General features: G+C 72.8%; 21 protein-coding genes and 1 pseudogene. 15 read left to right on the forward strand and 7 right to left on the reverse strand.

Annotated elements, in window-relative coordinates; all coding sequences use genetic code 11:
* Positions 1-256: 256 nt before the first annotated feature.
* The gene (locus C6376_RS34735) at positions 257-2,215 is read left to right on the forward strand and encodes a Xaa-Pro dipeptidyl-peptidase (protein ID WP_107447036.1); all 1,959 of its coding nucleotides are present in this window, start codon (positions 257-259) and stop codon (positions 2,213-2,215) included.
* A gap of 72 nt (positions 2,216-2,287) precedes the next feature.
* On the opposite strand, the gene C6376_RS46260 is transcribed toward C6376_RS34735, so the two are convergent.
* The gene (locus C6376_RS46260) at positions 2,288-2,410 is read right to left on the reverse strand and encodes a hypothetical protein (protein WP_301554753.1); all 123 of its coding nucleotides are present in this window, start codon (positions 2,408-2,410) and stop codon (positions 2,288-2,290) included.
* A gap of 58 nt (positions 2,411-2,468) precedes the next feature.
* Positions 2,469-2,723 (reverse strand): annotated as a pseudogene (locus tag C6376_RS45790) (amino acid oxidase); the annotation flags it as partial.
* Positions 2,724-2,843: 120 nt separating this feature from the next.
* Between C6376_RS45790 and C6376_RS34740 the strand changes: the two are divergent.
* Positions 2,844-4,484: an ABC-F family ATP-binding cassette domain-containing protein gene (locus C6376_RS34740; RefSeq protein ID WP_107447037.1), complete on the forward strand. Its 1,641-nt coding sequence runs from the start codon at positions 2,844-2,846 to the stop codon at positions 4,482-4,484.
* 272 nt (positions 4,485-4,756) lie between these two features.
* Here the strand turns inward: C6376_RS34740 and C6376_RS34745 are convergent, their stop codons facing one another.
* Both C6376_RS34745 and C6376_RS34750 read right to left on the reverse strand, forming a co-directional pair.
* Positions 4,757-7,162, reverse strand: a complete 2,406-nt coding sequence (locus C6376_RS34745; RefSeq protein WP_107447038.1) for a Tex family protein — start codon at positions 7,160-7,162, stop codon at positions 4,757-4,759.
* 67 nt (positions 7,163-7,229) lie between these two features.
* Positions 7,230-8,009, reverse strand: a complete 780-nt coding sequence (locus C6376_RS34750; RefSeq protein ID WP_107447039.1) for an enoyl-CoA hydratase/isomerase family protein — start codon at positions 8,007-8,009, stop codon at positions 7,230-7,232.
* Positions 8,010-8,309: 300 nt separating this feature from the next.
* Between C6376_RS34750 and C6376_RS34755 the strand changes: the two genes are divergently transcribed.
* A complete protein-coding gene (locus C6376_RS34755) occupies positions 8,310-8,828 on the forward strand; it encodes an ATP-binding protein (RefSeq protein ID WP_107447040.1) in 519 nt (172 codons plus the stop codon).
* Positions 8,829-8,831: 3 nt separating this feature from the next.
* Here the strand turns inward: C6376_RS34755 and idi are convergent, their stop codons facing one another.
* The 3 genes from idi to galE all read right to left on the reverse strand — a co-directional run bounded on the left by idi (position 8,832) and on the right by galE (position 11,679).
* Positions 8,832-9,425 (reverse strand): isopentenyl-diphosphate Delta-isomerase, encoded by a 594-nt coding sequence (idi, locus tag C6376_RS34760; protein WP_107447041.1) that lies wholly within the window; start codon positions 9,423-9,425, stop codon positions 8,832-8,834.
* Positions 9,426-9,624: 199 nt separating this feature from the next.
* Complete coding sequence (locus C6376_RS34765) at positions 9,625-10,566, reverse strand: cation diffusion facilitator family transporter (protein WP_107447042.1); 942 nt, start codon at positions 10,564-10,566, stop codon at positions 9,625-9,627.
* Between the two features lie 144 nt (positions 10,567-10,710).
* On the reverse strand, positions 10,711-11,679 hold the full coding sequence (gene galE / locus C6376_RS34770) for a UDP-glucose 4-epimerase GalE (protein WP_107447043.1): 969 nt from the start codon (positions 11,677-11,679) through the stop codon (positions 10,711-10,713).
* A gap of 329 nt (positions 11,680-12,008) precedes the next feature.
* Between galE and C6376_RS34775 the strand changes: the two genes are divergently transcribed.
* The 12 genes from C6376_RS34775 to C6376_RS34825 all read left to right on the forward strand — a co-directional run bounded on the left by C6376_RS34775 (position 12,009) and on the right by C6376_RS34825 (position 24,058).
* Positions 12,009-13,811 (forward strand): DUF5941 domain-containing protein, encoded by a 1,803-nt coding sequence (locus C6376_RS34775; protein WP_107447044.1) that lies wholly within the window; start codon positions 12,009-12,011, stop codon positions 13,809-13,811.
* Positions 13,808-14,560, forward strand: coding sequence for a sugar phosphate nucleotidyltransferase (locus C6376_RS34780; RefSeq protein WP_107447045.1), 753 nt, complete (start codon positions 13,808-13,810; stop codon positions 14,558-14,560). Before C6376_RS34775 ends, C6376_RS34780 begins: the two co-directional genes overlap by 4 nt.
* Entirely contained in the window at positions 14,548-15,609 is a 1,062-nt protein-coding gene (locus tag C6376_RS34785) for an iron-containing alcohol dehydrogenase family protein (RefSeq protein ID WP_107447046.1), read from the forward strand. Before C6376_RS34780 ends, C6376_RS34785 begins: the two co-directional genes overlap by 13 nt.
* The gene (locus C6376_RS34790; RefSeq protein WP_107449362.1) at positions 15,587-16,366 is read left to right on the forward strand and encodes a CDP-alcohol phosphatidyltransferase family protein; all 780 of its coding nucleotides are present in this window, start codon (positions 15,587-15,589) and stop codon (positions 16,364-16,366) included. Before C6376_RS34785 ends, C6376_RS34790 begins: the two co-directional genes overlap by 23 nt.
* Positions 16,363-17,247: a glycosyltransferase family 2 protein gene (locus C6376_RS34795; protein ID WP_107447047.1), complete on the forward strand. Its 885-nt coding sequence runs from the start codon at positions 16,363-16,365 to the stop codon at positions 17,245-17,247. Before C6376_RS34790 ends, C6376_RS34795 begins: the two co-directional genes overlap by 4 nt.
* Positions 17,248-17,344: 97 nt before the next feature.
* Entirely contained in the window at positions 17,345-18,274 is a 930-nt protein-coding gene (locus tag C6376_RS34800) for an ABC transporter permease (RefSeq protein ID WP_057582726.1), read from the forward strand.
* Positions 18,267-19,058: an ABC transporter ATP-binding protein gene (locus C6376_RS34805; RefSeq protein ID WP_107447048.1), complete on the forward strand. Its 792-nt coding sequence runs from the start codon at positions 18,267-18,269 to the stop codon at positions 19,056-19,058. Before C6376_RS34800 ends, C6376_RS34805 begins: the two co-directional genes overlap by 8 nt.
* A gap of 357 nt (positions 19,059-19,415) precedes the next feature.
* Positions 19,416-20,318, forward strand: a complete 903-nt coding sequence (gene hpnC / locus C6376_RS34810) for a squalene synthase HpnC (RefSeq protein WP_107447049.1) — start codon at positions 19,416-19,418, stop codon at positions 20,316-20,318.
* Positions 20,315-21,265 (forward strand): presqualene diphosphate synthase HpnD, encoded by a 951-nt coding sequence (gene hpnD, locus C6376_RS34815; RefSeq protein ID WP_107447050.1) that lies wholly within the window; start codon positions 20,315-20,317, stop codon positions 21,263-21,265. The genes hpnC and hpnD overlap by 4 nt, the downstream gene beginning before the upstream one ends.
* Complete coding sequence (locus C6376_RS46580) at positions 21,265-21,417, forward strand: DUF6380 family protein (protein WP_367881068.1); 153 nt, start codon at positions 21,265-21,267, stop codon at positions 21,415-21,417. Before hpnD ends, C6376_RS46580 begins: the two co-directional genes overlap by 1 nt.
* Positions 21,414-22,919, forward strand: a complete 1,506-nt coding sequence (gene hpnE, locus C6376_RS34820) for a hydroxysqualene dehydroxylase HpnE (protein ID WP_107447051.1) — start codon at positions 21,414-21,416, stop codon at positions 22,917-22,919. The genes C6376_RS46580 and hpnE overlap by 4 nt, the downstream gene beginning before the upstream one ends.
* Before the next feature lie 74 nt (positions 22,920-22,993).
* Positions 22,994-24,058 carry a polyprenyl synthetase family protein gene (locus tag C6376_RS34825; RefSeq protein WP_173985943.1) on the forward strand — a complete coding sequence of 355 codons (1,065 nt, stop codon included), beginning with the start codon at positions 22,994-22,996 and terminating at the stop codon, positions 24,056-24,058.
* The last annotated feature ends 36 nt before the right edge of the window (positions 24,059-24,094 follow it).

Raw genomic sequence — 24,094 nt, forward strand, 5'->3', positions numbered from 1 at the left:
GTACGGCTTGTTACCCACAGCCGCCCTCTGTCAGACGGGAGTTCGCGGACTTCGGGCATCGCGGGCGGAGCGGCGGCCGGCCCCCGGCAGCACCGTGCTCGTGGACGTCGTTCGTGGCCGCGAACCGGCCGGCACGAGCGGTCCGCCTCGGCGCGCGTGGTCCCGGCCGGACTTGGCGCACCTCCCGGCGCACTGCCCGCCGCTGCCTCATCTGCCCTCTTCTGCACGGGAGTTGACGCGAGTACCGTCGAAGCGCATGTGGACACGCATGCGCTTCACGATCTGGAGGCCGCTCGCGACGGCGGCCGTCACCCTCCTGGCGGCCGCCCTCCTCACCCCAGTCGCGGCCCACGGAGCCCCCCGGGAGAGCCGACCCGTCTACTCCTACGAGAACGCCGTCCGCGAGGCCGTCTGGGTCGACACCGGACTCGACGCCGACGGCGACGGCCGCACCGACCGCGTCGCCGTCGACATCGTCCGGCCCCGCGAACCCGCCGCGCAGGGCCGCAAAGTGCCCGTCATCATGGACGCCAGCCCCTACTACTCCTGCTGCGGACGCGGCAACGAGAGCCAGCGCAAGACCTACGACGCCGAGGGCCGCGTCGTCGGGATGCCGCTGTTCTACGACAACTACTTCGTGCCGCGGGGCTACGCCTTCGTCGGTGTCGACCTGGCCGGAACCAACCGCTCCGACGGCTGCGAGGACGTCGGCGGCCGTGGTGAGGTGCAGTCCGCGAAGGCGGTCGTCGACTGGCTCAACGGCCGCGCCAAGGGCTACACCAGCCGCACCGGCGCAACGACCGCCGAGGCGAGCTGGACCAACGGCAGAACGGGCATGATCGGCAAGAGCTGGGACGGCACCATCGCCAACGCCGTCGCCGCGACCGGCGTGCGGGGACTGAGGACGATCGTCCCCATCGCCGCCATCTCCTCCTGGTACGACTACTACTTCGCCCGGGGCGCGCCCCTCTACGACTCCGGCCCCGACGCCCTCGCCGACTACGTCAGCAGCCCCGACGCCCGCGCCGGGTGCACCGCCGTGCAGCGCCGGCTCGTCGACGAGGCACCGCGCACCGGTGACCGCACGCCGCTGTGGACCGAGCGCGACTACGTCAAGAACGCGCACCGGGTGAAGGCCAGCGTCTTCCTCGTGCACGGCATGCAGGACCTCAACGTCCGCACCAAGCACCTCGGCCAGTGGTGGGACGCCCTCGCGAAGAACGGCGTGCACCGCAAGATCTGGCTCTCCCAGACCGGCCACGTCGACCCCTTCGACTTCCGCCGCGCCGCCTGGGTCGACACCCTGCACCGCTGGTTCGACCACGAACTCCTCGGCTACGACAACGGCATCGACCGCGAGCCCATGGCCGACGTCGAACGCCACCCCGACCAGTGGGTCACCTCGGCGTCCTGGCCGCCGCGCGGCACGCAGACCACGACCCTGCGCCCGGCCGCCGGCGACCGGCCGGGCGCAGGGACGCTCGGCCTGCGCGGGAGCACCGGCGCCGCCGCCTTCACCGACGACCCGCAGCGCGACGAGAGGGACTGGGCCGCGCAGATCGACACCCCGACGCCCGACAAGGCGGGCTTCGTCACCGGCGCCCTCACCCGGGACCTGCGGCTGTCCGGCTCCTCGAAGGTCACCGTCACCGCCACGCCCAGCACGGCGACGGCCCACCTGAGCGCCGTCCTCGTCGACCTCGGTCCCGACACGATCCGCGACTACGCGGCGGGAGGCGAGGGGATCACCACCCTCGCCGACCGCACCTGCTGGGGCGTGAGCACCGCGGGCGACAGTGCCTGCTTCAAGGAGACGAAGGCCGCGACGCTCGACGTCGGCGCCACGGTCGTCAGCCGGGGCTGGGCCGACCTCGGGACCTCCGCCGATCCCGGCAGGGGCGTGCCGCTGACCCCGGGCAGGGCGTACACGATCACCCTGGACCTCGCGGCCACCGACCACGTCGTACCGTCCGGCCATCGCCTCGCACTGATCGTGGCGGGCACCGACAAGGACCTCATCGACCCGCCCGCCGACCGTCCGACGCTCACCCTGGACCTGGCCCGTACCTCGGCCCGGGTCCCCGTCGTGGGCGGCGCGAAGGCCTTCGCCGCCGCGACGGCCGGATCACCGGCGGCCGACGCCACGCACCGCGCACCGCACGCGGCCCCGCCGGCCGGCACCGGTGCGCCGAGGAGCGCCTTCCGGATCCCGTGACCGACAGGCCCCGGCGTGCTCCCGATCCCGTGACCGGTCGGCCGGGAGCGGGGCACCGGCGTCCGTGACCGGTCAGGAGGAGGCGGCCGGCCCGGCCGCCTCCTCCGCGCGTCCCCAGGCGACGGTCACCCCGCCGCCGTGGTCGTGGATCACGGCGCGTCCGTCGCGCCCGCCGCACACGGACAGCCGGCCCACCGCGCCACGGACAGCCGTCCGCCGCCCAGGCCTCGACGTTCGCCGGGTCCACCGGGCTCATCGCCCCCTCGACCAGCCGCACCCCGCTCTCCTCGGGTTGTGCGGCCGACTCCTGGCACACCTCCGGCCGGCGCAGTGCCCATGCGCGCGCCGACACCATCGGCTCGATGCGCCACGGCCACCACAGCGCACCCGCGACGGCCGAGGTGGTCCGCTCCACGGGGCGGGGACACGCGCCCGCACCCGCACCCGTCGGCCCCCGCTCGGCCAGGACGACAGCCGCCGCCGGCCCGATGACCCCGCCGCCGACCACGACGACGCCGCCGCCCGCCTGAGTGTCCGCGCCCGCACGCCGACCGACCGCGTCCCGGTTCGGCGACCGGAGGGACCCCGGCGCCCCGGACGCCGCCCGCGCACTAGGATCTGCTGTCTGATGACTGCCACTCTCGTCGCCAAGAACCTCGCCGCCGGACACGGCGACCGCTCCCTCTTCTCCGGGCTCGACCTCGTGGTCGCCCCCGGGGACGTGATCGGGCTGGTCGGCGCCAACGGCGCGGGCAAGTCCACCCTGCTGAAGCTGCTCGCCGGGCTCACCGCGCCCGAACAGGGCGAGCTCAGGCTCTCCCCGCCGACCGCGACCGTCGGCCATCTTCCCCAGGAGCCAGAGCGCCGCCCCGGTGAGAGCGTCCGCGAGTTCCTCGCCCGCCGCACCGGCGTCGCCGAGGCGCAGCGCACGATGGACGAGGCGACCCAGGCCCTGGTCGACGGGGCGCCCGGCGCGGACGACGCCTACGCGACGAGCCTGGAGCGCTGGCTCGACCTCGGCGGCGCCGACCTGGACGAACGCGCCGAGGAGGTCGCCGACTCGCTGGGGCTCGGCGTGGACCTCGACCAGCCGATGACCTCCCTGTCCGGCGGCCAGGCCGCCCGCGCGGGCCTCGCCTCCCTCCTCCTGTCCCGCTACGACGTCTTCCTGCTCGACGAGCCGACCAACGACCTCGATCTGGACGGACTGGAGCGCCTGGAACGCTTCGTGACCGGCCTGCGCGCCGGCACGGTGGTCGTCAGCCACGACCGGGAGTTCCTCACCCGCACGGTCACCAAGGTCCTCGAACTGGACCTGGCGCAGCAGCAGATCAACCTCTACGGCGGCGGCTACGACGCCTACCTCGAGGAGCGGGACGTGGCCCGCAGGCACGCGCGCGACGACTTCGAGGAGTACGCCGACAAGAAGGCCGCCCTCCAGGACCGGGCGCAGACCCAGCGCTCCTGGATGGACAAGGGCGTGAAGAACGCGCGCCGCAAGGCGGCCAACGACAACGACAAGATCGGCCGCAAGTTCCGCAGCGAGGCCAGCGAGAAGCAGGCCGCGAAGGCGCGGCAGACCCAGCGCATGATCGAGCGCCTGGAGGTCGTCGAGGAGCCGCGCAAGGAGTGGGAGCTGCGCATGGAGATCGCGGCCGCCCCGCGCTCCGGAGCGGTGGTCGCCTCGCTGCGCGACGCGGAGGTGCGCCGCGGCGGCTTCACCTTCGGTCCGGTGACGCTGCAGATCGACTGGGCCGACCGGGTCGCGGTGACCGGCGCGAACGGCGCGGGCAAGTCCACCCTCCTCGGGGCGCTGCTCGGGCGGGTCCCGCTGGACGCCGGACACGCGGCCCTGGGATCCGGCGTCCTGGTCGGCGAGGTCGACCAGGCTCGGGCGCTGTTCCACGGCGCGGAGGCGCTGCTGGAGGCGTTCCGCGCCGCCGTCCCCGACACCGAGCCGGTCGAGGTGCGCACCCTGCTGGCCAAGTTCGGCCTGAAGTCGGACCACGTCATGCGCCCGGCGGCGACCCTGTCGCCCGGTGAGCGCACCCGTGCCGCCCTCGCGCTGCTCCAGGGGCGGGGCGTCAACCTCCTGGTCCTCGACGAGCCGACCAACCACCTCGACCTGCCGGCCATCGAGCAGCTGGAGTCGGCCCTCGACGCCTACGAGGGCACCCTGCTGCTCGTCACCCACGACCGGCGCATGCTGGACGCGGTCCAAGTGACACGCCGCCTGGAGGTCGCGGACGGCAAGGTGACGGAGCGGTAGCCGCCGGGAGGGCCGTTCACCCCGGCCGGGTGGCGAGCCCGGGGTGGTCCAAGACGTACCCGTCCGGGCCGAGGACGATGTCGCTGCGGAGGCACCGCCCGCCCCCGGGCCCGAAGCGCGCCGTCGCCCGCCCCGGTCCACGCGCTCTCGTGGCCGTCGCCGGCCCACATGCTCCGGCTGAGGACCCGGAAAGCATCCATGCGGCCTCTGTACGAGCCGTCCGGGCCGCGGTGCGTCCGCCCGCGGTCCCGGCCCGCTCCTTCACTGTGTCGTCAGCGACTGCCCTTCTTCGGGTCGGTCAGACCCGCTCGGCGCAGAGCGTCGGCCATCGCGCTGTTGGCCGGCGGCGGAGCCTGGCGTGAACCGCCGCCGCCTCCGCCGCCCGCGCGCTGCCCGCCCTGCTGCCGCTGCTGCGGCGGTCGTCCGCCGCCGCGCTGCGAGCGGCCCCCGCCGGAGGGCTGGCGCTGCCCGCCCTGCGGTGCCGCCTCGTCGTCGAGCCGGAGCGTCAGCGAGATCCGCTTGCGCGGGATGTCGACGTCGAGCACCTTCACCTTGACGATGTCGCCCGGCTTGACGACGTCCCGGGGGTCCTTGACGAACGTCTTCGACAGCGCGGAGACATGTGCCAGTCCGTCCTGGTGGACGCCGATGTCGATGAACGCCCCGAAGGCCGCCACGTTCGTCACCACGCCCTCCAGGACCATCCCGGAGGCGAGGTCGGAGATCTTCTCCACGCCGTCCTTGAAGGTCGCCGTCCTGAAGGCGGGCCGCGGGTCGCGCCCGGGCTTCTCCAGCTCCCTGAGGATGTCGGTGACGGTAGGCAGCCCGAACGTCTCGTCCACGAAGTCCGCCGGCCGCAGCGAGCGCAGGACGCCCGTGTTGCCGATCAGGGCGGCCACCTCCTGGCCGGAGGTCTTCACCATGCGCCGCACCACCGGGTACGCCTCGGGGTGCACGCTGGAGGAGTCGAGCGGGTCGGAGCCGCCGCGGATCCGCAGGAAGCCGGCGCACTGCTCGTACGCCTTCGGGCCGAGCCGGGCCACCTTCTTCAGCTCGGAGCGGGAGGTGAAGGGCCCGTTGGCGTCCCGGTGCGCCACGATGTTCTCGGCGAGACCGGAGGAGATGCCGGACACCCGCGAGAGAAGCGGCGCCGAGGCCGTGTTGACGTCCACCCCGACGCCGTTCACACAGTCCTCCACCACCGCGTCCAGCGAACGCGACAGCTTCACCTCGGACAGGTCGTGCTGGTACTGGCCGACGCCGATCGACCTGGGGTCGATCTTCACCAGCTCGGCGAGCGGGTCCTGGAGCCGGCGGGCGATCGACACGGCGCCGCGCAGCGACACGTCCATGTCGGGCAGCTCCTGGGAGGCGAAGGCGGAGGCCGAGTACACGGAGGCGCCCGCCTCGGACACCATCACCTTGGTGAGCCGCAGCTCCGGGTGGTTCGCGATGAGTTCGCCGGCCAGCTTGTCGGTCTCGCGGGACGCGGTGCCGTTGCCGATGGCGACCAGGTCGACCGCGTGCTCCTTCGCCAGCCGCGCGAGCCCCGCGATCGCCTCGTCCCACTTGTTCGCCGGGACGTGCGGGTAGATCACGTCCGTGGCGACGACCTTGCCGGTCGCGTCGACGACGGCGACCTTCACGCCCGTACGGAAGCCGGGGTCCAGGCCCAGCGTCGCGCGCGTGCCGGCCGGGGCGGCGAGCAGCAGGTCGCGGAGGTTGGCGGCGAACACGTTCACGGCCTCGTCCTCGGCGGCCGTGCGCAGCCGCAGCCGCAGGTCGATGCCGAGGTGGACCAGGATGCGGGTGCGCCACGCCCAGCGGACCGTGTCGCTCAGCCACTTGTCGCCGGGGCGACCGCGCTCGGCGATCTTGAACCTCGACGCGATCACGGGCTCGTACGAGGAGGGGCCGGGCTGCTCGGAGGGCTCCTCCGGCTCCAGGACGAGGTCGAGGACGTCCTCCTTCTCGCCGCGCAGCATCGCCAGGATCCGGTGCGAGGGCAGCGCGGTGAACGGCTCCGCGAAGTCGAAGTAGTCGGCGAACTTCGCGCCTGCCTCCTCCTTGCCCTCGCGCACCCGGGCGGCGAGCCGCCCGCGCGCCCACATGCGTTCGCGCAGCTCGCCGATCAGGTCGGCGTCCTCCGAGAACCGCTCGGTGAGGATGGCCCGCGCGCCGTCCAGCGCGGCCTGCGGATCGGCGACGCCCCTGTCGGCGTCCACGAACGCGGCGGCGGCCGCGTGCGGGTCGACCGAGGCGTCCGCGAGCAGGCCGTCGGCGAGCGGCTCGAGACCCGCCTCGCGCGCGATCTGCGCCTTGGTGCGCCGCTTGGGCTTGAACGGGAGATAGATGTCCTCCAGGCGCGCCTTGGTCTGCGCGCCGCGGATCTGCGCCTCGAGCGCGTCGGTGAGCCTGCCCTGCTCACGGACCGACTCCAGGACCGCCGACCGCCGCTCCTCCAGCTCCCGCAGGTAGCGCAGCCGCTCCTCGAGCGTGCGCAGCTGCGCGTCGTCGAGCATCTCGGTCGCTTCCTTGCGGTAGCGGGCGATGAAGGGCACCGTCGAGCCGCCGTCGAGCAGCTCCACGGCGGCCTTGACCTGCCGCTCCCGTACGCCGAGTTCCTCGGCGATCCTGCCTTCGATGGATCCTGCTTCGATGGACCCGGGTGTCGTCACGATCCCGTACCGCCTTCTCCACTGAGGTTGCGCGGCAATTGTGGCAGGTGGCGCCGACAATCATGGATCAGGGCGCGGTCATCCGGCCGCGGCCGTCCCAGCCCGGCGTGCTCCAGGTGAAGTGCGGCTCCCGGCGCTGCAGGAACGCGGCGACGCCTTCCGCGGTGTCGCCGTTGCCGCGCGCCTGCGCGCTCCAGTGGGCGTCCCGGTCGGTGCGGCCGTTCGCGAACTCCTTGGCGGCGGCCTGGGTCAGCTGCGAGCGCGACGTCAGCAGGCGGGTGAACTCGCCGACCCGCTCGTCGAGCGCGTCCGCGGGGAGCACCTCGTCGACGAGACCGGTGCGCAGCGCCCGCCCGGAGTCGATCAACTCGCCGGAGAACAGCAGGTACTTGGCGGTGGCGGGCCCCACCAGGGACACCAGTCGCCGGGTGGCGGAGGACGGGTAGACGATGCCGAGCCGGGCCGGCGTCACCCCGAACAGCGCGCCCTCCTCGGCGAACCGCAGGTCGCAGGCGGCGGCCAGCTGGGCGCCGCCGCCGACGCAGTAGCCCCGCACGGCGGCCAGCGTCGGCTTCGGGAACGCCGCCAGGGCCTCCTCGGCCCGCACCGCCAGCGCCTGCGCCTCGTCCGGAGAGTCCTGCAGCGTGGAGATGTCGGCGCCCGCGCAGAACGTGCCGCCCGCCCCCGTCAGCACCAGCGCCCGTACCGCGGGGTCGGCGGCCAGGGCGTCCAGCAGCGGGGGCAGCCCCGCCCACATCGCGGCCGTCATGGCATTGCGCTTCGCAGGGTGGTGCAGGACGACGGTGGCGACCGCGTCCGTGACGCCGTGCAGCAGTTCGGGCTCCATTCCCCGGATGCTAACCGCCCGGTTCGTCCCATGATCACGTGGGCCGACCGGTGCGGGAACGGCATCGGCGGCAAAAGGAGCCAAAACGGGAAGAGCGTCGCCGCCGGACCCGTACGACCCGAAGAGGGCGCGAAGGTGGCGTGAACGCGAAAGAAACGGTCCTGCGGTCGCCCTGCTCTCCCGGATGTGGTCGAAAACGCTCGATAACTGCTGACTTCTGTTCAGTCATCCGAAGCGGACCGCCTCGTCGTCAACATTTCGGATGTGGCGACAATCGAGCGCGAGGGCGGGGACCGGACGATGGACGATCACGGGCGCGGGCCCGACCCACGCCCAGAGGGCGGACCAGGCGCACTCCCCGAGCCCGCCGGGGAGTCCGTGCCGCGCCCGCTGCCCTACGAAGGCGTCTGGCGGTTCACCGCCTCCGCCGTGGACGCCTCGGTCCCGCAGGCCCGGCACGCCGTGCGGGACCTGCTGTACCGCCAGGGGGTACCGCTCTCCGACGACCTGACCCAGGGGCTCCTGCTGATCGTCTCCGAGCTGGTGACCAACGCCGTCCGGCATGCGGCCCTGCTGTCGCCGGTGCTCGCGGTGGAGGTCGCCGTCGGAGCCGAGTGGGTGCGGGTCGCCGTGGAGGACGCCCACCCCTACCGCCCGACCGCCCTGGAGGCCGATCACGGCCGCACCGGCGGCCGGGGACTGCTCCTGGTACGGGAGATCGCCAGGGAGGCGGGCGGGGTGTGCGACGTCGAGCACACGGCGGGCGGCGGCAAGGTGATCTGGGCCGCCCTGCCGCTCAAGCCCGTGCGGACGCCCTGAGCCTCACCAGCCGGCCGAGGGGCCGGTCAGCTCGCGGACCGCGGGCCGTGCCGCGTCCAGGACGGTCATGAACCAGGACGAGAACGGCTCCTTCGCGTGCCGTTCCGCCAGCTCGGCGGGGGTCACGAAGGCCGTGTCGCCGACCTCGTCCGCCTGCGGCCGCAGCGGGGACTGCACCAGCCCGACGAACAGGTGGTTGTACTCCTGCTCCACCAGGCCCGAGTCCGGGTCCGGATGGTTGTAGCGGACGGTGCCCGCCTCGGCGAGCAGTGACGGGGAGACGCCCAGCTCCTCATGGGTGCGCCGGGCGGCCGCCGCGAACGGCGCCTCGTTCGGGTAGGGGTGGCCGCAGCAGGTGTTGGACCACACGCCGGGGGAGTGGTACTTGGCGAGCGCGCGCTGCTGGATCAGCAGCCGGCCCCGCTCGTCGAAGAGGAACACCGAGAACGCGCGGTGCAGCTGCCCGGGCGGCTGATGGGCGGCGAGCTTCTCCGCGGTGCCGATCGTGACGCCGTTCTCGTCGACCAGCTCCAGCAAGATCGCTTCGGCGATCCCGTTCGACGAGTCGTGTGTCGCGGTGGCAGGTGTGATCGGCATACCCATCCTTAGCATCGGTCCTCGCGTCCCAGTCTGCCGCACTCGCCCGGCGCTCCCGGCCGTTCGCGGGAAAGCGCGCATGTCCCGCGCGCGTGTCCCGTCGGCGCGGCGGGGACCCCGGAGGTGATCTTGCCCGGTGACGGGTCCGCGGAACCGCATCGAACTTCTGTATGAATCGGGTGGCGCGGCCAGAGAGCGTTCAGTGGCAGAGCCGCGCCTCGTGTTCGGCGTGCCCGCTCGGCTCCAGCTGGAAGGTGCAGTGCTCCACGTCGAAGTGGTCGCCCAGGCAGCCCTGGAGCTCGTGCAGCATCTTCTCGTGGCCGATCGCGTTGAGCGCCTCCGAACTGACCACCACGTGCGCCGACAGCACCGGCATGCCGGAGGTGATCGTCCAGGCGTGCAGATCGTGGACGTCCTCCACCCCGTCCAGGGCGAGGATGTGGGACCGCACCTCGGCCATGTCGACGTCCTTCGGGGCCGACTCCAGCAGCACGTCGAGCGTCTCGCGCAGCAGCTTCACCGTCCGCGGCACGATCATCAGGCCGATGACCAGCGAGGCGATCGGGTCGGCGGTCTGCCAGCCGGTGGTCAGGATCACCACCGCCGAGATCAGCACCGCCACCGAGCCCAGCGCGTCGGCGGCCACCTCCAGGAACGCCCCGCGCACGTTCAGGCTCTCCGCCCGGCCGCGCATCAGCAGGGTCAGCGAGACCATGTTCGCCGCCAGGCCGATCGCGCCGAACCAGATCATCAGTGCGCCCTCGGTGGCGGCCGGCGTGAAGAACCGCTGGACCGCCTCGTACAGGACGTAGCCGCCCACCCCGAGCAGCAGCAGGCAGTTGGCGAGGGCGGCCAGGATCTCGGCGCGGGCGAGCCCGAAGGTGCGGTTCGCGCTCGGCGGCCGGCCCGCGAAGTGGATGGCGAGCAGCGCCATGCCCAGCCCCAGGGCGTCCGTCGCCATGTGCGCCGCGTCCGCGACCAGCGCCAGGGAGTCCGCGAGCACCCCGCCGACGATCTCCACCACCATGACGCCGAGCGTGATCGCCAGAGCGCCGCGCAGCCTGCCGCGGTACGCCGCCGCGGCCGTGCCGGTGGGCGGCACCTGCGCGTGCGTGTGGCCGTGGTCGTGCCCAGCCCCCATGGATACAGCCTTCCCGTGATCCGTGCGCTGCCCGGGCTCACAGTGAACTACGGGTGGGGGGTATCCGGCAACGCGGCACTGAACACCGTTGTCATGTGCCCTGACCTGCGGAAACGAAGTGCAGGTCAGGGCAGCTCCACCAGGTCAGGGGCGGTGCAGCCGCCAGCCCTGCCACGCCGACCCGACCATCTCCCGCACCCCTCGCCGGGCCGTCCACCCCAGTTCCCGGGCCGCCAGGTCCGCCGCGGCCACGGCGCGCGGCGCGTCCCCGGGCCTGCGTCCCTCGACGACGGGCGGGCGGGTGTCGCCGGTGACCTCGCCGATGAGGGTGACCAGCTCGCGCACCGAGACGCCCTCGCCCCGGCCGATGTTCACCGTCAGGTCGCCCGCCGCGTCCGGCGCGCTCAGCCGCCGGGCCGCCGCGAGATGGGCCTCCGCCAGGTCCGCCACGTGGATGTAGTCGCGCACACAGGTCCCGTCCGGCGTCGGGTAGTCGGCGCCGAAGATCCGCGGGGCCTCGCCGCGGGTGAGCCGGTCGAAGACCATCGGCACGACGTTGAAGATCCCGGTGTCGGCCAGCTCGGGCGCCGCCGCCCCGGCCACGTTGAAGTAGCGCAGACATGTCGTCGCGATGCCGTGCGCCTGCCCCGCCGCCCGCACCAGCCACTCTCCGGCGAGCTTGGTCTCGCCGTACGGGTTCACCGGAGCGCACGGGGTGTCCTCGGTGATGAGGTCCACATCGGGATTGCCGTAGACGGCCGCGGAGGAGGAGAACAGGAACCGCCGGATCCCGGCCTCGGCCACCGCCTCGAGCAGCGTGGCGAGACCGCCCACGTTGTCCCGGTAGTAACGGGTGGGCTGCGCCACCGACTCGCCCACCTGCTTGTGCGCGGCCAGGTGCACCACACCGGTCACGGCGTGCTCCGCGAGGGTCTTCCCGAGCAGGTCGGCGTCGAGTGCCGAGCCTCTGACGAGCGGGACGTCCGCCCCGAGCCGAGCGGTGACGCCGGACGAGAGGTCGTCCAGCACGACGACCCTTTCGCCGGCCCCCGTCACGGCCCGCGCCACATGTGCCCCAATGTATCCGGCTCCGCCGGTGATCAGCCACGTCATGCCTGTGACCCTATGCCGACCTCGGTCAGGGCCCGGGCCGCGGGCGGTGTCCGGGATGTCGGCTCCGGGGGACGCGGTTTGTCGGCCGGGCCGCCGATCACCCATGATGATCTCGGCGAAGGCCGGTTCCACCGGGGGCCGGTGGCGCCGGGGGACCGTGTCGGCCGTGCCGCAACGGGCGGTGAACGCGGCCTTCCCGGCATCCGATAGCCTCTGCCGACATGCCGCCCGCCTGGTGCGGCGCCGGTGAGGTCGCCGGTGCGGCCAAGGGGCGCCCCCCATCGTTCATCACCGGCGTGAAGCGCGCCGGACCCAGGGAGTGAGTTCGGTTGTCGACCGCCATCCTCACCGGCTCGCCGGTCCCCGGATCGTCGATCGAGGGCGACCTGCGGTCCCTCGGCTTCGACGTCCTGACCGCCTCCGACGCCGGTGACGCCGAGGCACTCCTCGCCGCCGTCCCCGGCGACCAGCGCGTCGCCGTGGTGGACGCCCGCTTCGTCGGTCACGAGCACGCCCTGCGCCTGGGGCTCACCGATCCCCGCTTCCCGCTCGCCGCGATCCCGGGCGCGCTGACCGCGCAGCCGGCCGCCCGCCGGGCCCTGACCCGCGCGATGGCCCGCGAGAACTCCGCGAGCGGCGGCACCCTGCTGGCCGTCGAGAGCCTCGCCGACCGCGTGGTCGCCGCCCTCGACGCCGACGGCGCCGACGTGCACCACCCCGAACTGGGCAGTCTGGTCGCGCAGGTGCCGGTCGACCCGCAGACCCGCAACGAGGCACGGCAGGCCGTGGCCGCCCTGGACGACGAGGCGGTGCGCCTGAAGTCGGCCGTCAAGGCCCGCGACGGCTTCTTCACCACCTACTTCATCAGCCCGTACTCCCGCTACATCGCCCGCTGGTGCGCCCGCCGCGGCCTGACCCCGAACCAGGTCACGACCGCCTCGCTGATCACCGCGCTGATCGCGGCGGGCTGCGCGGCCACCGGCACCCGCGGCGGGTTCGTCGCGGCCGGCGTCCTGCTGATCGCCTCCTTCGTCCTGGACTGCGTCGACGGCCAGCTCGCCCGCTACTCCCTGCAGTACTCCACCCTGGGCGCCTGGCTCGACGCCACCTTCGACCGGGCCAAGGAGTACGCCTACTACGCGGGCCTCGCCCTGGGAGCGGCCCGCGGCGGCGACGACGTGTGGGCGCTCGCGCTGGGCGCCATGGTCCTGCAGACCTGCCGGCACGTCGTGGACTTCTCCTTCAACGAGGCCAACCACGACGCGACCGCCAACACCAGCCCCACCGCCGCCCTCTCCGACAAGCTCGACAGCGTCGGCTGGACGGTCTGGGTGCGGCGGATGATAGTTCTGCCCATCGGCGAACGATGGGCCATGATCGCCGTGCTGACCGCGGCCACCACCCCCCGCATCACCTTCTACGCGCTGCTCGTCGGCTGCGCCTTCGCGGCGACGTACACCACGGCGGGCCGTGTCCTGCGCTCCCTCACCCGCAAGGCCAGGCGGACGGACCGGGCGGCGCAGGCGCTCGCGGACCTCGCGGACAGCGGGCCGCTGACCGAGGCGCTGGTCCGCTTCCTTCCCGGCAGGCCCCGGCCGACCGCGCTCCTCAGCGCCGCCGTCGGCGCCGTGCTGGTCACCCTCGCGGCCTGGATGTGGGGCCCGAGCTGGTGGGTCGTCCTGATGGCCGGCGCGTACGTCCTGTTGTCCGCCGAGGCCGTCGCCCATCCCCTCAAGGGCGCCCTCGACTGGCTGGTCCCCCCGCTGTTCCGCGCCGCCGAGTACGGCACGATCCTGATCCTGGCGGCCCGGGCCGACGTGGACGGAGCGCTTCCCGCGGCTTTCGGGCTGGTCGCCGCCGTCGCCTACCATCACTACGACACGGTGTACCGCATCCGCGGCGACGCCGGAGCGCCGCCGGCCTGGCTGGTGCGCACCGTCGGGGGGCAGGAGGGGCGGACGCTGCTCGTGGCCGTGCTGGCCGCGCTGCTCACCGCTTCGCAGTTCACGGTCGCGCTCACGGTTCTCGCCGTGGCCGTCGCCGTCGTGGGGCTCGTCGAGAGCATCCGCTTCTGGGTGTCCGCCCACAAGGGCGGCGCTCCCGCCGTACACGATGAAGGAGAACCCGCATGATCGGCCTCGTGCTGGCGGCCGGCGCCGGACGGCGTCTGCGCCCCTACACCGACACCCTGCCCAAGGCGCTGGTGCCGGTGGGGCCCGCGGGCATAGAAGGCGAGCCCACGGTCCTGGACCTGACGCTCGGCAACTTCGCCGAGATCGGGCTGACCGAGGTCGCGGTCATCGTCGGCTACCGCAAGGAGGCCGTGTACGAGCGCAAGGCGGCGCTGGAGGCGAAGTACGGCCTCAAGCTCACCCTCATCGACAACGACAAGGCCGAGGAGTGGAACAACGCGTACTCCCTGTGGTGCGGTCGTGACGCGCTCAAGGACGGCGTGATCCTCGCCAACGGCGACACCGTGCACCCGGTCTCCGTCGAGAGGACGCTACTCGCCGCCCGTGGTGAGGGCAGGCGGATCATCCTCGCGCTGGACACCGTGAAGTCCCTCGCGGACGAGGAGATGAAGGTCGTCGTCGACCCCGAGCGGGGCATGACGAAGATCACCAAGCTGATGGACCCGGCCGAGGCCACCGGTGAGTACATCGGCGTCACCCTCATCGAGGGCGACGCGGCCCCCGAACTGGCCGACGCCCTCAAGACCGTGTGGGAGACCGACCCGCAGCAGTTCTACGAGCACGGGTACCAGGAACTGGTGAACCGCGGCTTCCGCATCGACGTGGCGCCGATCGGCGACGTCAAGTGGGTGGAGATCGACAACCACGACGATCTCGCCCGCGGACGGGAGATCGCGTGCCAGTACTGACCCGGCTGATCCCCTCACCGGTCGTCGTGGACATCCGCCCGGGTGCCCTGGACGACCTGGTCGGGGTCCTCGCCGACGAGCGCATCTCGCACTCGGGCAAGCTCGCGATCGCCGTCAGCGGCGGCTCGGGCGCCCGGCTGCGCGAGCGGCTCACCCCGGCCCTGTCCGGCGCCACCTGGTACGAGGTGGGCGGCGGCACCCTCGACGACGCGGTCCGGCTGGCCGGCGACATAAAGGCCGGCCGTTACGACGCCGTCGTGGGCCTGGGCGGCGGCAAGATCATCGACTGCGCCAAGTTCGCCGCGGCGCGGGTGGGCCTGCCGCTGGTCGCCGTGCCGACGAACCTCGCGCACGACGGCCTGTGCTCGCCGGTCGCCACCCTCGACAACGACGCGGGACGCGGCTCCTACGGCGTGCCGAACCCGATCGCGGTCGTGATCGACCTGGACGTCATCCGCGAGGCCCCGGTGCGGTTCGTGCGCGCCGGCATCGGCGACGCGGTGTCCAACATCTCGGCGATCGCCGACTGGGAGCTCGCCAACCGGGTCAAGGGCGAGAAGATCGACGGTCTCGCGGCCGCGATCGCCCGGCAGGCCGGCGAGGCCGTGCTGCGCCACCCGGGCGGCATCGGCGACACCGGCTTCCTCCAGGTGCTGGCCGAGGCGCTGGTGCTCAGCGGCATCGCGATGTCGGTGTCGGGCGACTCCCGCCCCTCCTCCGGCGCGTGCCACGAGATCAACCACGCCTTCGACCTGCTCTTCCCCCGGCGGGCCGCCGCCCACGGCGAGCAGTGCGGACTCGGCGCGGCCTTCGCGATGTACCTGCGCGGAGCCCACGAGGAGTCGGCCTACATGGCCCAGGTGCTGCGCCGGCACGGACTGCCCGTCCTGCCGGAGGAGATCGGCTTCACGGTGGACGAGTTCGTCCGCGCCGTGGGGTTCGCTCCCGAGACCAGGCCCGGCCGCTACACGATCCTCGAACACCTCGACCTCAAGCCCGACCAGATCAAGGACGTCTACACCGAATATGTCAAGGCCATCGGTAGCTGAACTCAGACCGGTCGTCCACCCCCCGGGGGTGAAGGACCGGCGCAGCGGTGAGCACTGGATGGGACGCCTCTACATGCGTGAGGTGTCCCTGCGGGTGGACCGCTATCTGGTGAACACCAGGGTCACGCCCAACCAGCTCACGTATCTGATGACCGTCTTCGGGGTGCTCGCGGCCCCGGCCCTGCTGGTGCCGGGGATCACGGGCGCCGTGCTCGGCGTGGTCTGCGTCCAGATGTACCTGCTGCTGGACTGCGTGGACGGCGAGATCGCGCGCTGGAAGAAGCAGTACTCGCTGGCGGGCGTCTACCTGGACCGGGTCGGCGCGTACCTGACCGACGCGGCGGTGCTCGTCGGCTTCGGTCTGCGCGCCGCCGACCTGTGGGGCAGCGGGCGCATCGACTGGCTGTGGGCCTTCCTCGGCACCCTGGCCGCGCTCGGCGCCATCCTGATCAAGGCGGAGACCGACCTCGTCGGCGTCGCCCGTCATCAGGGAGGGCTGCCGCCGGTCAAGGAGGCGGCGTCCGAGCCGCGCTCCTCCGGCATGGCGCTGGCCCGCCGGGCCGCCGCGGCCCTCAAGTTCCACCGGCTGATCCTCGGCATCGAGGCGTCCCTGCTCATCCTGGTCCTGGCCGTGGCCGACCAGCTGCGCGGCGACCTGTTCTTCTCCCGGCTCGGCGTGGCCGTGCTGGCGGGCATCGCGCTCCTGCAGACGCTGCTGCACCTGGTGTCCATCCTCGCCTCGAGCAGGCTCAAGTGAGCGCGGCGAAGAAGGTCGGCGCGGTCGTCATCACCATGGGCAACCGCCCCGGCGAGCTGCGCGCCCTGCTCGACTCGGTCGCGGGGCAGGACGGCGACCGGGTGGAGGTGGTCGTGGTCGGCAACGGCGCGCCCGTCCCGGAAGTCCCCGAGGGCGTCCGGACGATCGAGCTGCCCGAGAACCTCGGCATCCCCGGCGGCCGCAACGTCGGCATCGAGGCCTTCGGGCCCGGCGGCCGCGACGTCGACATCCTGCTGTTCCTGGACGACGACGGCCTGCTGGCCCGCACGGACACCGCCGAACTGTGCCGCCGTGCCTTCGACGCCGATCCGGAACTGGGCATCATCAGCTTCCGGATCGCCGACCCGGACACCGGCGTCACCCAGCGCCGCCACGTGCCCCGGCTGCGCGCCTCCGACCCGATGCGCTCGTCCCGGGTGACCACCTTCCTCGGCGGCGCGAACGCCGTCCGCACGGAGGTGCTCGCGCAGGTCGGCGGTCTCCCCGGCGAGTTCTTCTACGCCCACGAGGAGACCGACCTGGCGTGGCGGGCGCTCGACGCGGGCTGGATGATCGACTACCGGTCGGACATGGTGCTCCACCACCCGACGACCGCACCCTCACGGCACGCGGTGTACCACCGCATGGTGGCCCGCAACCGGGTGTGGCTGGCCCGCCGGAACCTGCCCGCCCCGCTGGTCCCGGTCTACCTCGGGGTCTGGATGCTGCTCACGCTGGCCCGCCGCCCCTCGGGGCCGGCCCTGAAGGCGTGGTTCGGCGGTTTCCGGGAGGGCTGGAGCACTCCCTGCGGGCCGCGCAGGCCCATGAAGTGGCGTACGGTGTGGCGGCTGACCCGACTGGGCCGGCCTCCGGTGATCTGACAAGCTCGTCCCTGAGGGCCCCGGGACGTACCGCGGGCCCCCGGCTCATGCGGGTCCCCCAGGGGCTGCGCATCCCGAAGACGAAGGTTTCCTACCTGTGAGTGAGACAACGCATGACGTCGGAGTCGCCGTGAGCGCGCTTCCGTCGCCCGACGAGGGCCTCACGGCGGCGCAGCTGGCAGCCAGGTACGGGCTGGCCGTGAGCGGCGCCCGGCCTCCGCTGCGGGAGTACGTCCGCCAGCTGTGGGGGCGCCGTCACTTCATCCTGGCGTTCTCCCGGGCGAAGCTGGCCGCGCAGTACAGCCAGGCCAAGCTGGGCCAGCTGTGGCAGGTGGCCACGCCCCTGCTGAACGCGGCCGTGTACTTCATGATCTTCGGCCTGCTCCTCAACGCCAGCCGCGGGATGCCCAAGGACGTGTACATCCCGTTCCTGGTCACGGGCGTCTTCGTGTTCACCTTCACGCAGACCTCGGTGATGAGCGGCGTCCGGGCGATCTCCGGCAACCTCGGCCTGGTGCGGGCACTGCACTTCCCGCGCGCCTCGCTGCCGATCTCCTTCGCGCTGCAGCAGCTCCAGCAGTTGCTGTACTCGATGCTGGTGCTGTTCGCCGTGGTGATCGGCATGGGCAGCTACCCGGACCTGTCCTGGACGCTGATCGTCCCGGTGCTGGCCCTGCAGTTCTGCTTCAACACCGGCCTGGCGCTGGTGTTCGCGCGGGCCGGCGCCAAGACCCCCGACCTGGCGCAGCTGATGCCGTTCGTGATGCGGACGTGGATGTACGCCTCCGGCGTGATGTTCTCCATCCCCGTCTTCCTCGCGGACAAGCCGCAGTGGGTGGCGAACGTCCTGCAGTGGAATCCCGCCGCCATCTACATGGACCTCATGCGCTTCGCGCTCATCGAGGAGTACGGCGCGGAGAACCTGCCCGACCACGTGTGGGCGGTCGCGGGCGGCTGGGCGGTCCTCATGGCCGTCGGCGGGTTCGTGTACTTCTGGAAGGCGGAGGAGAGGTACGGCCGTGGTTGATCCGCTTCCGGGGGACCGGGCGGGACGCAGGGTCCCGACGGTCATCGCCGACGAGGTCCACATCGTCTACCGCGTCAACGGCGCCAAGAGCGGGAAGGGCAGCGCCACCGCCGCCCTCAGCCGGATCGTCAAGCGCGGTGAGGAGCGCGGCGTGCGCAAGGTGCACGCGGTGCGCGGCGTCTCCTTCGTCGCCCACCGGGGCGAGGCCATCGGCCTGATCGGCTCCAACGGCTCGGGCAAGTCCACGCTGCTGCGCGCCATCGCCGGGCTGCTGCCGCCGGAGAGCGGCAGGGTGTACACCGACGGACAGCCCTCCCTGCTCGGCGTCAACGCCGCGATGATGAACGACCTCACCGGCGAACGCAACGTCACCCTGGGCGGTCTGGCCATGGGCATGTCCCGTGAGGAGATCAGGGAGCGCTACCAGGGGATCGTCGACTTCTCGGGAATCAACGAGAAGGGTGACTTCATCAGCCTGCCGATGCGCACCTACTCCTCCGGCATGCAGGCCCGGCTGCGGTTCTCCATCGCCGCGGCCAAGGACCACGACGTCCTGATGATCGACGAGGCCCTCGCCACCGGCGACGCCAAGTTCCGCAGGCGCTCCGAGGCGCGGGTGCGGGAGCTGCGCGAGCAGGCCGGCACGGTGTTCCTGGTGAGCCACAGCAACCAGTCGATCAGGGACACCTGCGACCGCGTGCTCTGGCTGGAACGCGGCGAACTGCGCCTGGACGGGCCGACCGAAGAGGTCCTGCGGGAGTACGAGAAGTTCTCGGGCAAGTAGGCCGCCCGGTCGGGGCCCCGCCGGAACTGTCCGGCGGGGCCCCGCGTCTGCAAAGGAAGCGCCAACTCCCCTCCGGGTAAGGAATCTTGACGCCAATCGGTGTGTTGTTGTGATGTGCAGAACACCCCCTGCGCACCAGGCTGCGTTGTACAACGTAAGCTGGACCGGTCCCGAAACGCGTCAAGTGGGGCGATAACGCTCAGCGCCACGGCCGAAGCCTCGCGCCGACGTGCGGGCGGCGTGTCCGAAATAGTGTGTATTGGGTCGGCAGTGTAGAACGGGAGATGTGACGGCATTGGCTACGGAAACTCCCCAGCTCAGCGCGGGCCGCGCCGTTTCCGCAGCGGGCGGCCGGGGATGACGGCGTCCGTCGCGCCGCGCACCGGCGACCCGGTGGACGGCACGCTGGACAAGGCCGCGCACGAGAACTTCCCCGTGGCTCCCTTCTTCCTGCCCCGGGCCTGGCGTGACGACCTCATGGCCGTCTACGGCTTCGCCCGTCTCGTCGACGACATCGGCGACGGGGACCTCGCCCCGGGCGGCGCCGACGCCCGGCTGCTCGGCGTGTCGGCCGCCGAGGCGACTGACCGCACGGTCCTGCTGGACGCGTTCGAGGCCGATCTGCGACGGGTCTTCGACGGCACGCCCCGGCACCCCCTGCTGCGCCGCCTCCAGCCGGCCGTCCGCCGCCGCGCGCTCCGTCCCGAGCCCTTCCTCGGCCTGATCGCCGCCAACCGGCAGGACCAGATCGTCACGCGGTACGAGACCTACGACGACCTCCTCGCCTACTGCGAGCTGTCCGCCAATCCCGTGGGCCGCCTGGTCCTCGCCGTCACCGGCGCCTCGACCCCCGAGCGGATCCGCCTCTCCGACGCGATCTGCACCGCGCTGCAGATCGTCGAACACCTGCAGGACGTGTCCGAGGACCTCGGCCGCGACCGTGTGTACCTGCCCGCCGCGGACATGAAGCGCTTTCACGTCCGGGAAACGGACCTCGCCGCGGCGAGCGCGGGGGCGTCGGTGCGCGCGCTGGTGGCGTACGAGGCGCAACGCGCGCGCGATCTCCTGAATGAAGGCGCCCCCTTGGTGGGTAGCGTCCACGGCAGGCTGAGACTGCTGCTCGCGGGGTTCGTGGCGGGAGGAAGGGCCGCGATCCGAGCGATCGCCGCCGCCGAGTACGACGTACTTCCCGGCCCGCCCAAGCCCGGCAAGCTCCAGTTGCTGCGCGAGGTGGGCGTGACCTTGCGAGGAGAGGGGTGATCCGGACCGTGGAGTCGTCCGTGCACGTGTCCGCACCGGTACTCGCCGCCTACGGCTACTGCGAGACCGTCACCGGACAGCAGGCCCGCAACTTCGCGTACGGGATCCGGCTGCTGCCCACGCCCGAACGCCGCGCGATGTCCGCGCTCTACGCCTTCTCGCGCCGCGTCGACGACATCGGCGACGGCGCGCTGGACGGCGACGTCAAGAGCGCCCGGCTCGAGGACACCCGGGCACTGCTCACCCGCATCCGCGCGGGCGAGATCGAGGAGGACGACACCGACCCCGTCGCGGTCGCCCTCGCGCACACGGCCCGGGCCTTCCCGGTCCCGCTGGGCGGCCTGGACGAGCTGATCGACGGCGTGCTGATGGACGTGCGCGGCGAGACGTACGAGACCTGGGACGACCTGAAGGTGTACTGCCGCTGCGTGGCGGGCGCCATCGGGCGGCTCTCCCTCGGGGTGTTCGGCACCCAGCCGGGGGCGCGTGGCGCCGAGCGCGCGCCGGAGTACGCCGACACGCTCGGGCTCGCACTCCAGCTCACGAACATCCTCCGAGACGTCCGCGAGGACGCGGCGGGAGGCCGGACCTATCTGCCCGCCGACGACCTCGCCAAGTTCGGCTGCTCGGCCGGGTTCGAGGGGCCGAAGCCGCCGGAGGGCTCCGACTTCGCGGGTCTCGTCCACTTCGAGGTGCGGCGCGCCCGCGCCCTGTTCGCCGAGGGCTACCGGCTGCTGCCCATGCTCGACCGGCGCAGCGGCGCCTGCGTCGCCGCCATGGCCGGCATCTACCGCCGGCTCCTCGACCGCATCGAGCGCGACCCCGAGGCCGTGCTGCGCGGCCGCGTCTCGCTGCCCGGCCGGGAGAAGGCCTATGTCGCCGTGCGCGGCCTGTCGGGCCTGGACGCCCGGCACGCGTCGCGACGGAGCGTCAGGAGGCACGTCTGATGGACGTGCCGGGCGACCACGTGGACCGCGGTGACGTCACCGCGGAAAAGCGGTGCGCAACCCTCCGGTGCGGCGCGGCGTCCCTGACTGCGACGGCCTGCGGTGCAGCATTCAGGCACCGTGGCCGGCCGGCACAGAAGGGTGCACGATGAACGACGAGCAGCTCGCGGACGCCGCCCGGGCGCCCGAACCCGCGGGACGCACCGCCGTCGTCGTCGGGGGCGGGCTGGCCGGAGTCACCGCCGCGCTCGCGCTCGCCGACGCGGGCGTGCGCGTCACCCTGCTCGAGGGCCGGCCCCGGCTCGGCGGCCTCGCCTTCTCCTTCCGCCGCGGCGAACTGACCGTCGACAACGGACAGCACGTCTACCTGCGCTGCTGCACCGCCTACCGGTGGTTCCTCGACCGCATCGACGCCGGCGCGCTCGCGCCGCTGCAGAATCGTCTCGATGTGCCCGTCGTCGACGTCGACAGGCCCGAGGGGCGACGGCTCGGCAGGCTGCGCCGCGACGCGCTGCCGGTGCCCCTGCATCTGGGGCGCAGCCTCGCCGTGTATCCGCATCTCTCGCTCGCCGAACGCGCCGGGGTGGGCCGCGCCGCACTGGCGCTCAAGGGGCTCGACCTCGCCGATCCGGCCCTGGACGCCCAGGACTTCGGCAGTTGGCTGACCGCGCACGGACAGTCGGCGCGCGCCGTCGAGGCCCTGTGGGACCTCGTCGGGGTCGCCACCCTCAACGCGGTCGCCGGCGACTGCTCGCTGGGACTCGCCGCGATGGTGTTCAAGACCGGCCTGCTCTCCGAGCCGGGCGCGGCCGACATCGGCTGGGCGCACGTCCCGCTGGGCGAGCTGCACGACCGGCTGGCCCGCAAGGCGCTCGACGCCGCGGGCGTGCGCACCGAGGTCCGTGCCCGCGTCACCTCCCTCGTACCCGACGACGACGGGACCTGGCGCGTGCGGGTTCCCGGCGCGACGCTCCGCACGGACGCCGTCGTGCTCGCCGTACCGCAGCGCGAGGCCTACGACCTGCTGCCCGACGGAGCGCTCCACGACGCCGGGCGACTCCTCGAGATCGGCACCGCGCCCATCCTCAACGTGCACGTCGTCTACGACCGCAAGGTGCTCGACGCGCCCTTCTTCGCGGCCCTCGGCACCCCCGTGCAATGGGTGTTCGACCGCACCCACGCCTCCGGGCTGCGCGAGGGCCAGTACCTCGCCCTCTCCCAGTCCGCCGCGCAGGACGAGATCGACGAGCCCGTCGCCGCCCTGCGCGAGCGGTACCTGCCCGAGCTGCGAAGGCTGCTGCCGGGCGCGCGCCGCGCCGAGGTGAAGGACTTCTTCGTGACCCGGGAGCGGACCGCCACGTTCGCCCCCGCCCCCGGCGTCGGGCGGCTTCGCCCCGGCGCCCGCACCGAAGCACCCGGCCTGTACCTGGCCGGAGCGTGGACCGCCACAGGGTGGCCCGCGACCATGGAGAGTGCGGTCCGCAGCGGTGTGAGCGCGGCGGACGCCGCGCTCGGCGCCCTGGGCCGGCCCCGACCACGCCGCCTCTTCGACTTCGAGGAAGCGGCCCACTGCATCGTCCCGGGGGGCGACCCCCGCACCCCCGGCCGACGGCCGGAGGGGACCGGCGTGCCCCTGCGAGGTGGGACCCGGTGACGTTCGATCAGCACGGCTCGGCACACCCCCGCACCCCCTCCGGTACCGCGACAAGAGGAGAATCTGTGCCCACTGTGCCCCCGGCCACGTCGGCCGTCCGGCGGACCGCGGTGGACGTGACCGCGCTCCTGGAGCGCGGCCGCACCCTGGCCACACCGGTGCTGCGGGCGGCCGTCGACCGTCTGGCGCCGCCCATGGACACGGTCGCCGCCTACCACTTCGGCTGGATCGACGCGCAGGGCAACCCGACCGACGGCGACGGCGGCAAGGCGGTGCGCCCCGCGCTCGCCGTGCTCTCCGCGGAGGTCGCCGGCGCCGCTCCCGAGGTCGGCGTCCCCGGCGCGGTCGCCGTGGAGCTGGTCCACAACTTCTCGCTCCTGCACGACGACCTTATGGACGGCGACGAGCAGCGCCGGCACCGCGACACCGTCTGGAAGGTGCACGGCCCCGCCCAGGCCATCCTGGTCGGCGACGCCCTGTTCGCCCTCGCCAACGAGATCCTGCTGGAACTCGGCACCGTCGAGGCCGGTCGCGCCACGCGCCGGCTGACCACCGCCACCCGCGCCCTCATCGACGGCCAGGCCCAGGACATCTCCTACGAACACCGCGACCGGGTCAGCGTCGAGGAGTGCCTGGAGATGGAGGGCAACAAGACCGGCGCGCTGCTGGCCTGCGCCAGCTCCATCGGCGCGGTGCTCGGCGGCGCCGACGAGCGCACCGCGGACACCCTGGAGAAGTACGGCCACCACCTCGGTCTCGCCTTCCAGGCCGTCGACGACCTCCTCGGCATCTGGGGCGACCCCGAGGCCACCGGCAAGCAGACCTGGAGCGACCTGCGCCAGCGCAAGAAGTCGCTGCCCGTGGTCGCCGCCCTCGCCGCGGGCGGTCCCGCCTCCGAGCGGCTCGGCGAGATCCTCGCCGCGGACGCCAAGAGCAGCGACTTCGACAACTTCTCCGAGGAGGAGTTCGCGGCCCGGGCCGCCCTGATCGAGGAGGCGGGCGGCCGCGAGTGGACCGCCGGGGAGGCACGCCGGCAGCACGCGGTCGCCATCGAGGCCCTGAACGCCGTGGACATGCCCGAGCCGGTGCGGGAGCGGTTCACGGCGCTCGCCGACTTCGTCGTCGTACGAAAGAGATGATCACTATCGGTCGAATAGCCCTCGCGTAGTCGCCGG

This window comes from Streptomyces sp. P3 (genome assembly GCF_003032475.1).
In the GTDB taxonomy this organism is placed as follows: domain Bacteria; phylum Actinomycetota; class Actinomycetes; order Streptomycetales; family Streptomycetaceae; genus Streptomyces.

Bases quoted from the DNA above. Each gene is read 5' to 3' on its own strand.
- hpnC (WP_107447049.1), top strand. From the start codon at position 19,416: ATGACGGCGTCCGTCGCGCCGCGCACCGGCGACCCGGTGGACGGCACG.
- galE (WP_107447043.1), bottom strand. From the start codon at position 11,679: ATGACGTGGCTGATCACCGGCGGAGCCGGATACATTGGGGCACATGTG.
- C6376_RS34765 (WP_107447042.1), bottom strand. From the start codon at position 10,566: ATGGGGGCTGGGCACGACCACGGCCACACGCACGCGCAGGTGCCGCCC.
- C6376_RS34740 (WP_107447037.1), top strand. From the start codon at position 2,844: ATGACTGCCACTCTCGTCGCCAAGAACCTCGCCGCCGGACACGGCGAC.
- hpnE (WP_107447051.1), top strand. From the start codon at position 21,414: ATGAACGACGAGCAGCTCGCGGACGCCGCCCGGGCGCCCGAACCCGCG.
- C6376_RS34735 (WP_107447036.1), top strand. From the start codon at position 257: ATGTGGACACGCATGCGCTTCACGATCTGGAGGCCGCTCGCGACGGCG.
- C6376_RS34755 (WP_107447040.1), top strand. From the start codon at position 8,310: ATGGACGATCACGGGCGCGGGCCCGACCCACGCCCAGAGGGCGGACCA.
- C6376_RS34780 (WP_107447045.1), top strand. From the start codon at position 13,808: ATGATCGGCCTCGTGCTGGCGGCCGGCGCCGGACGGCGTCTGCGCCCC.
- C6376_RS46580 (WP_367881068.1), top strand. From the start codon at position 21,265: ATGGACGTGCCGGGCGACCACGTGGACCGCGGTGACGTCACCGCGGAA.
- idi (WP_107447041.1), bottom strand. From the start codon at position 9,425: ATGCCGATCACACCTGCCACCGCGACACACGACTCGTCGAACGGGATC.
- C6376_RS34790 (WP_107449362.1), top strand. From the start codon at position 15,587: ATGTCAAGGCCATCGGTAGCTGAACTCAGACCGGTCGTCCACCCCCCG.
- C6376_RS34750 (WP_107447039.1), bottom strand. From the start codon at position 8,009: ATGGAGCCCGAACTGCTGCACGGCGTCACGGACGCGGTCGCCACCGTC.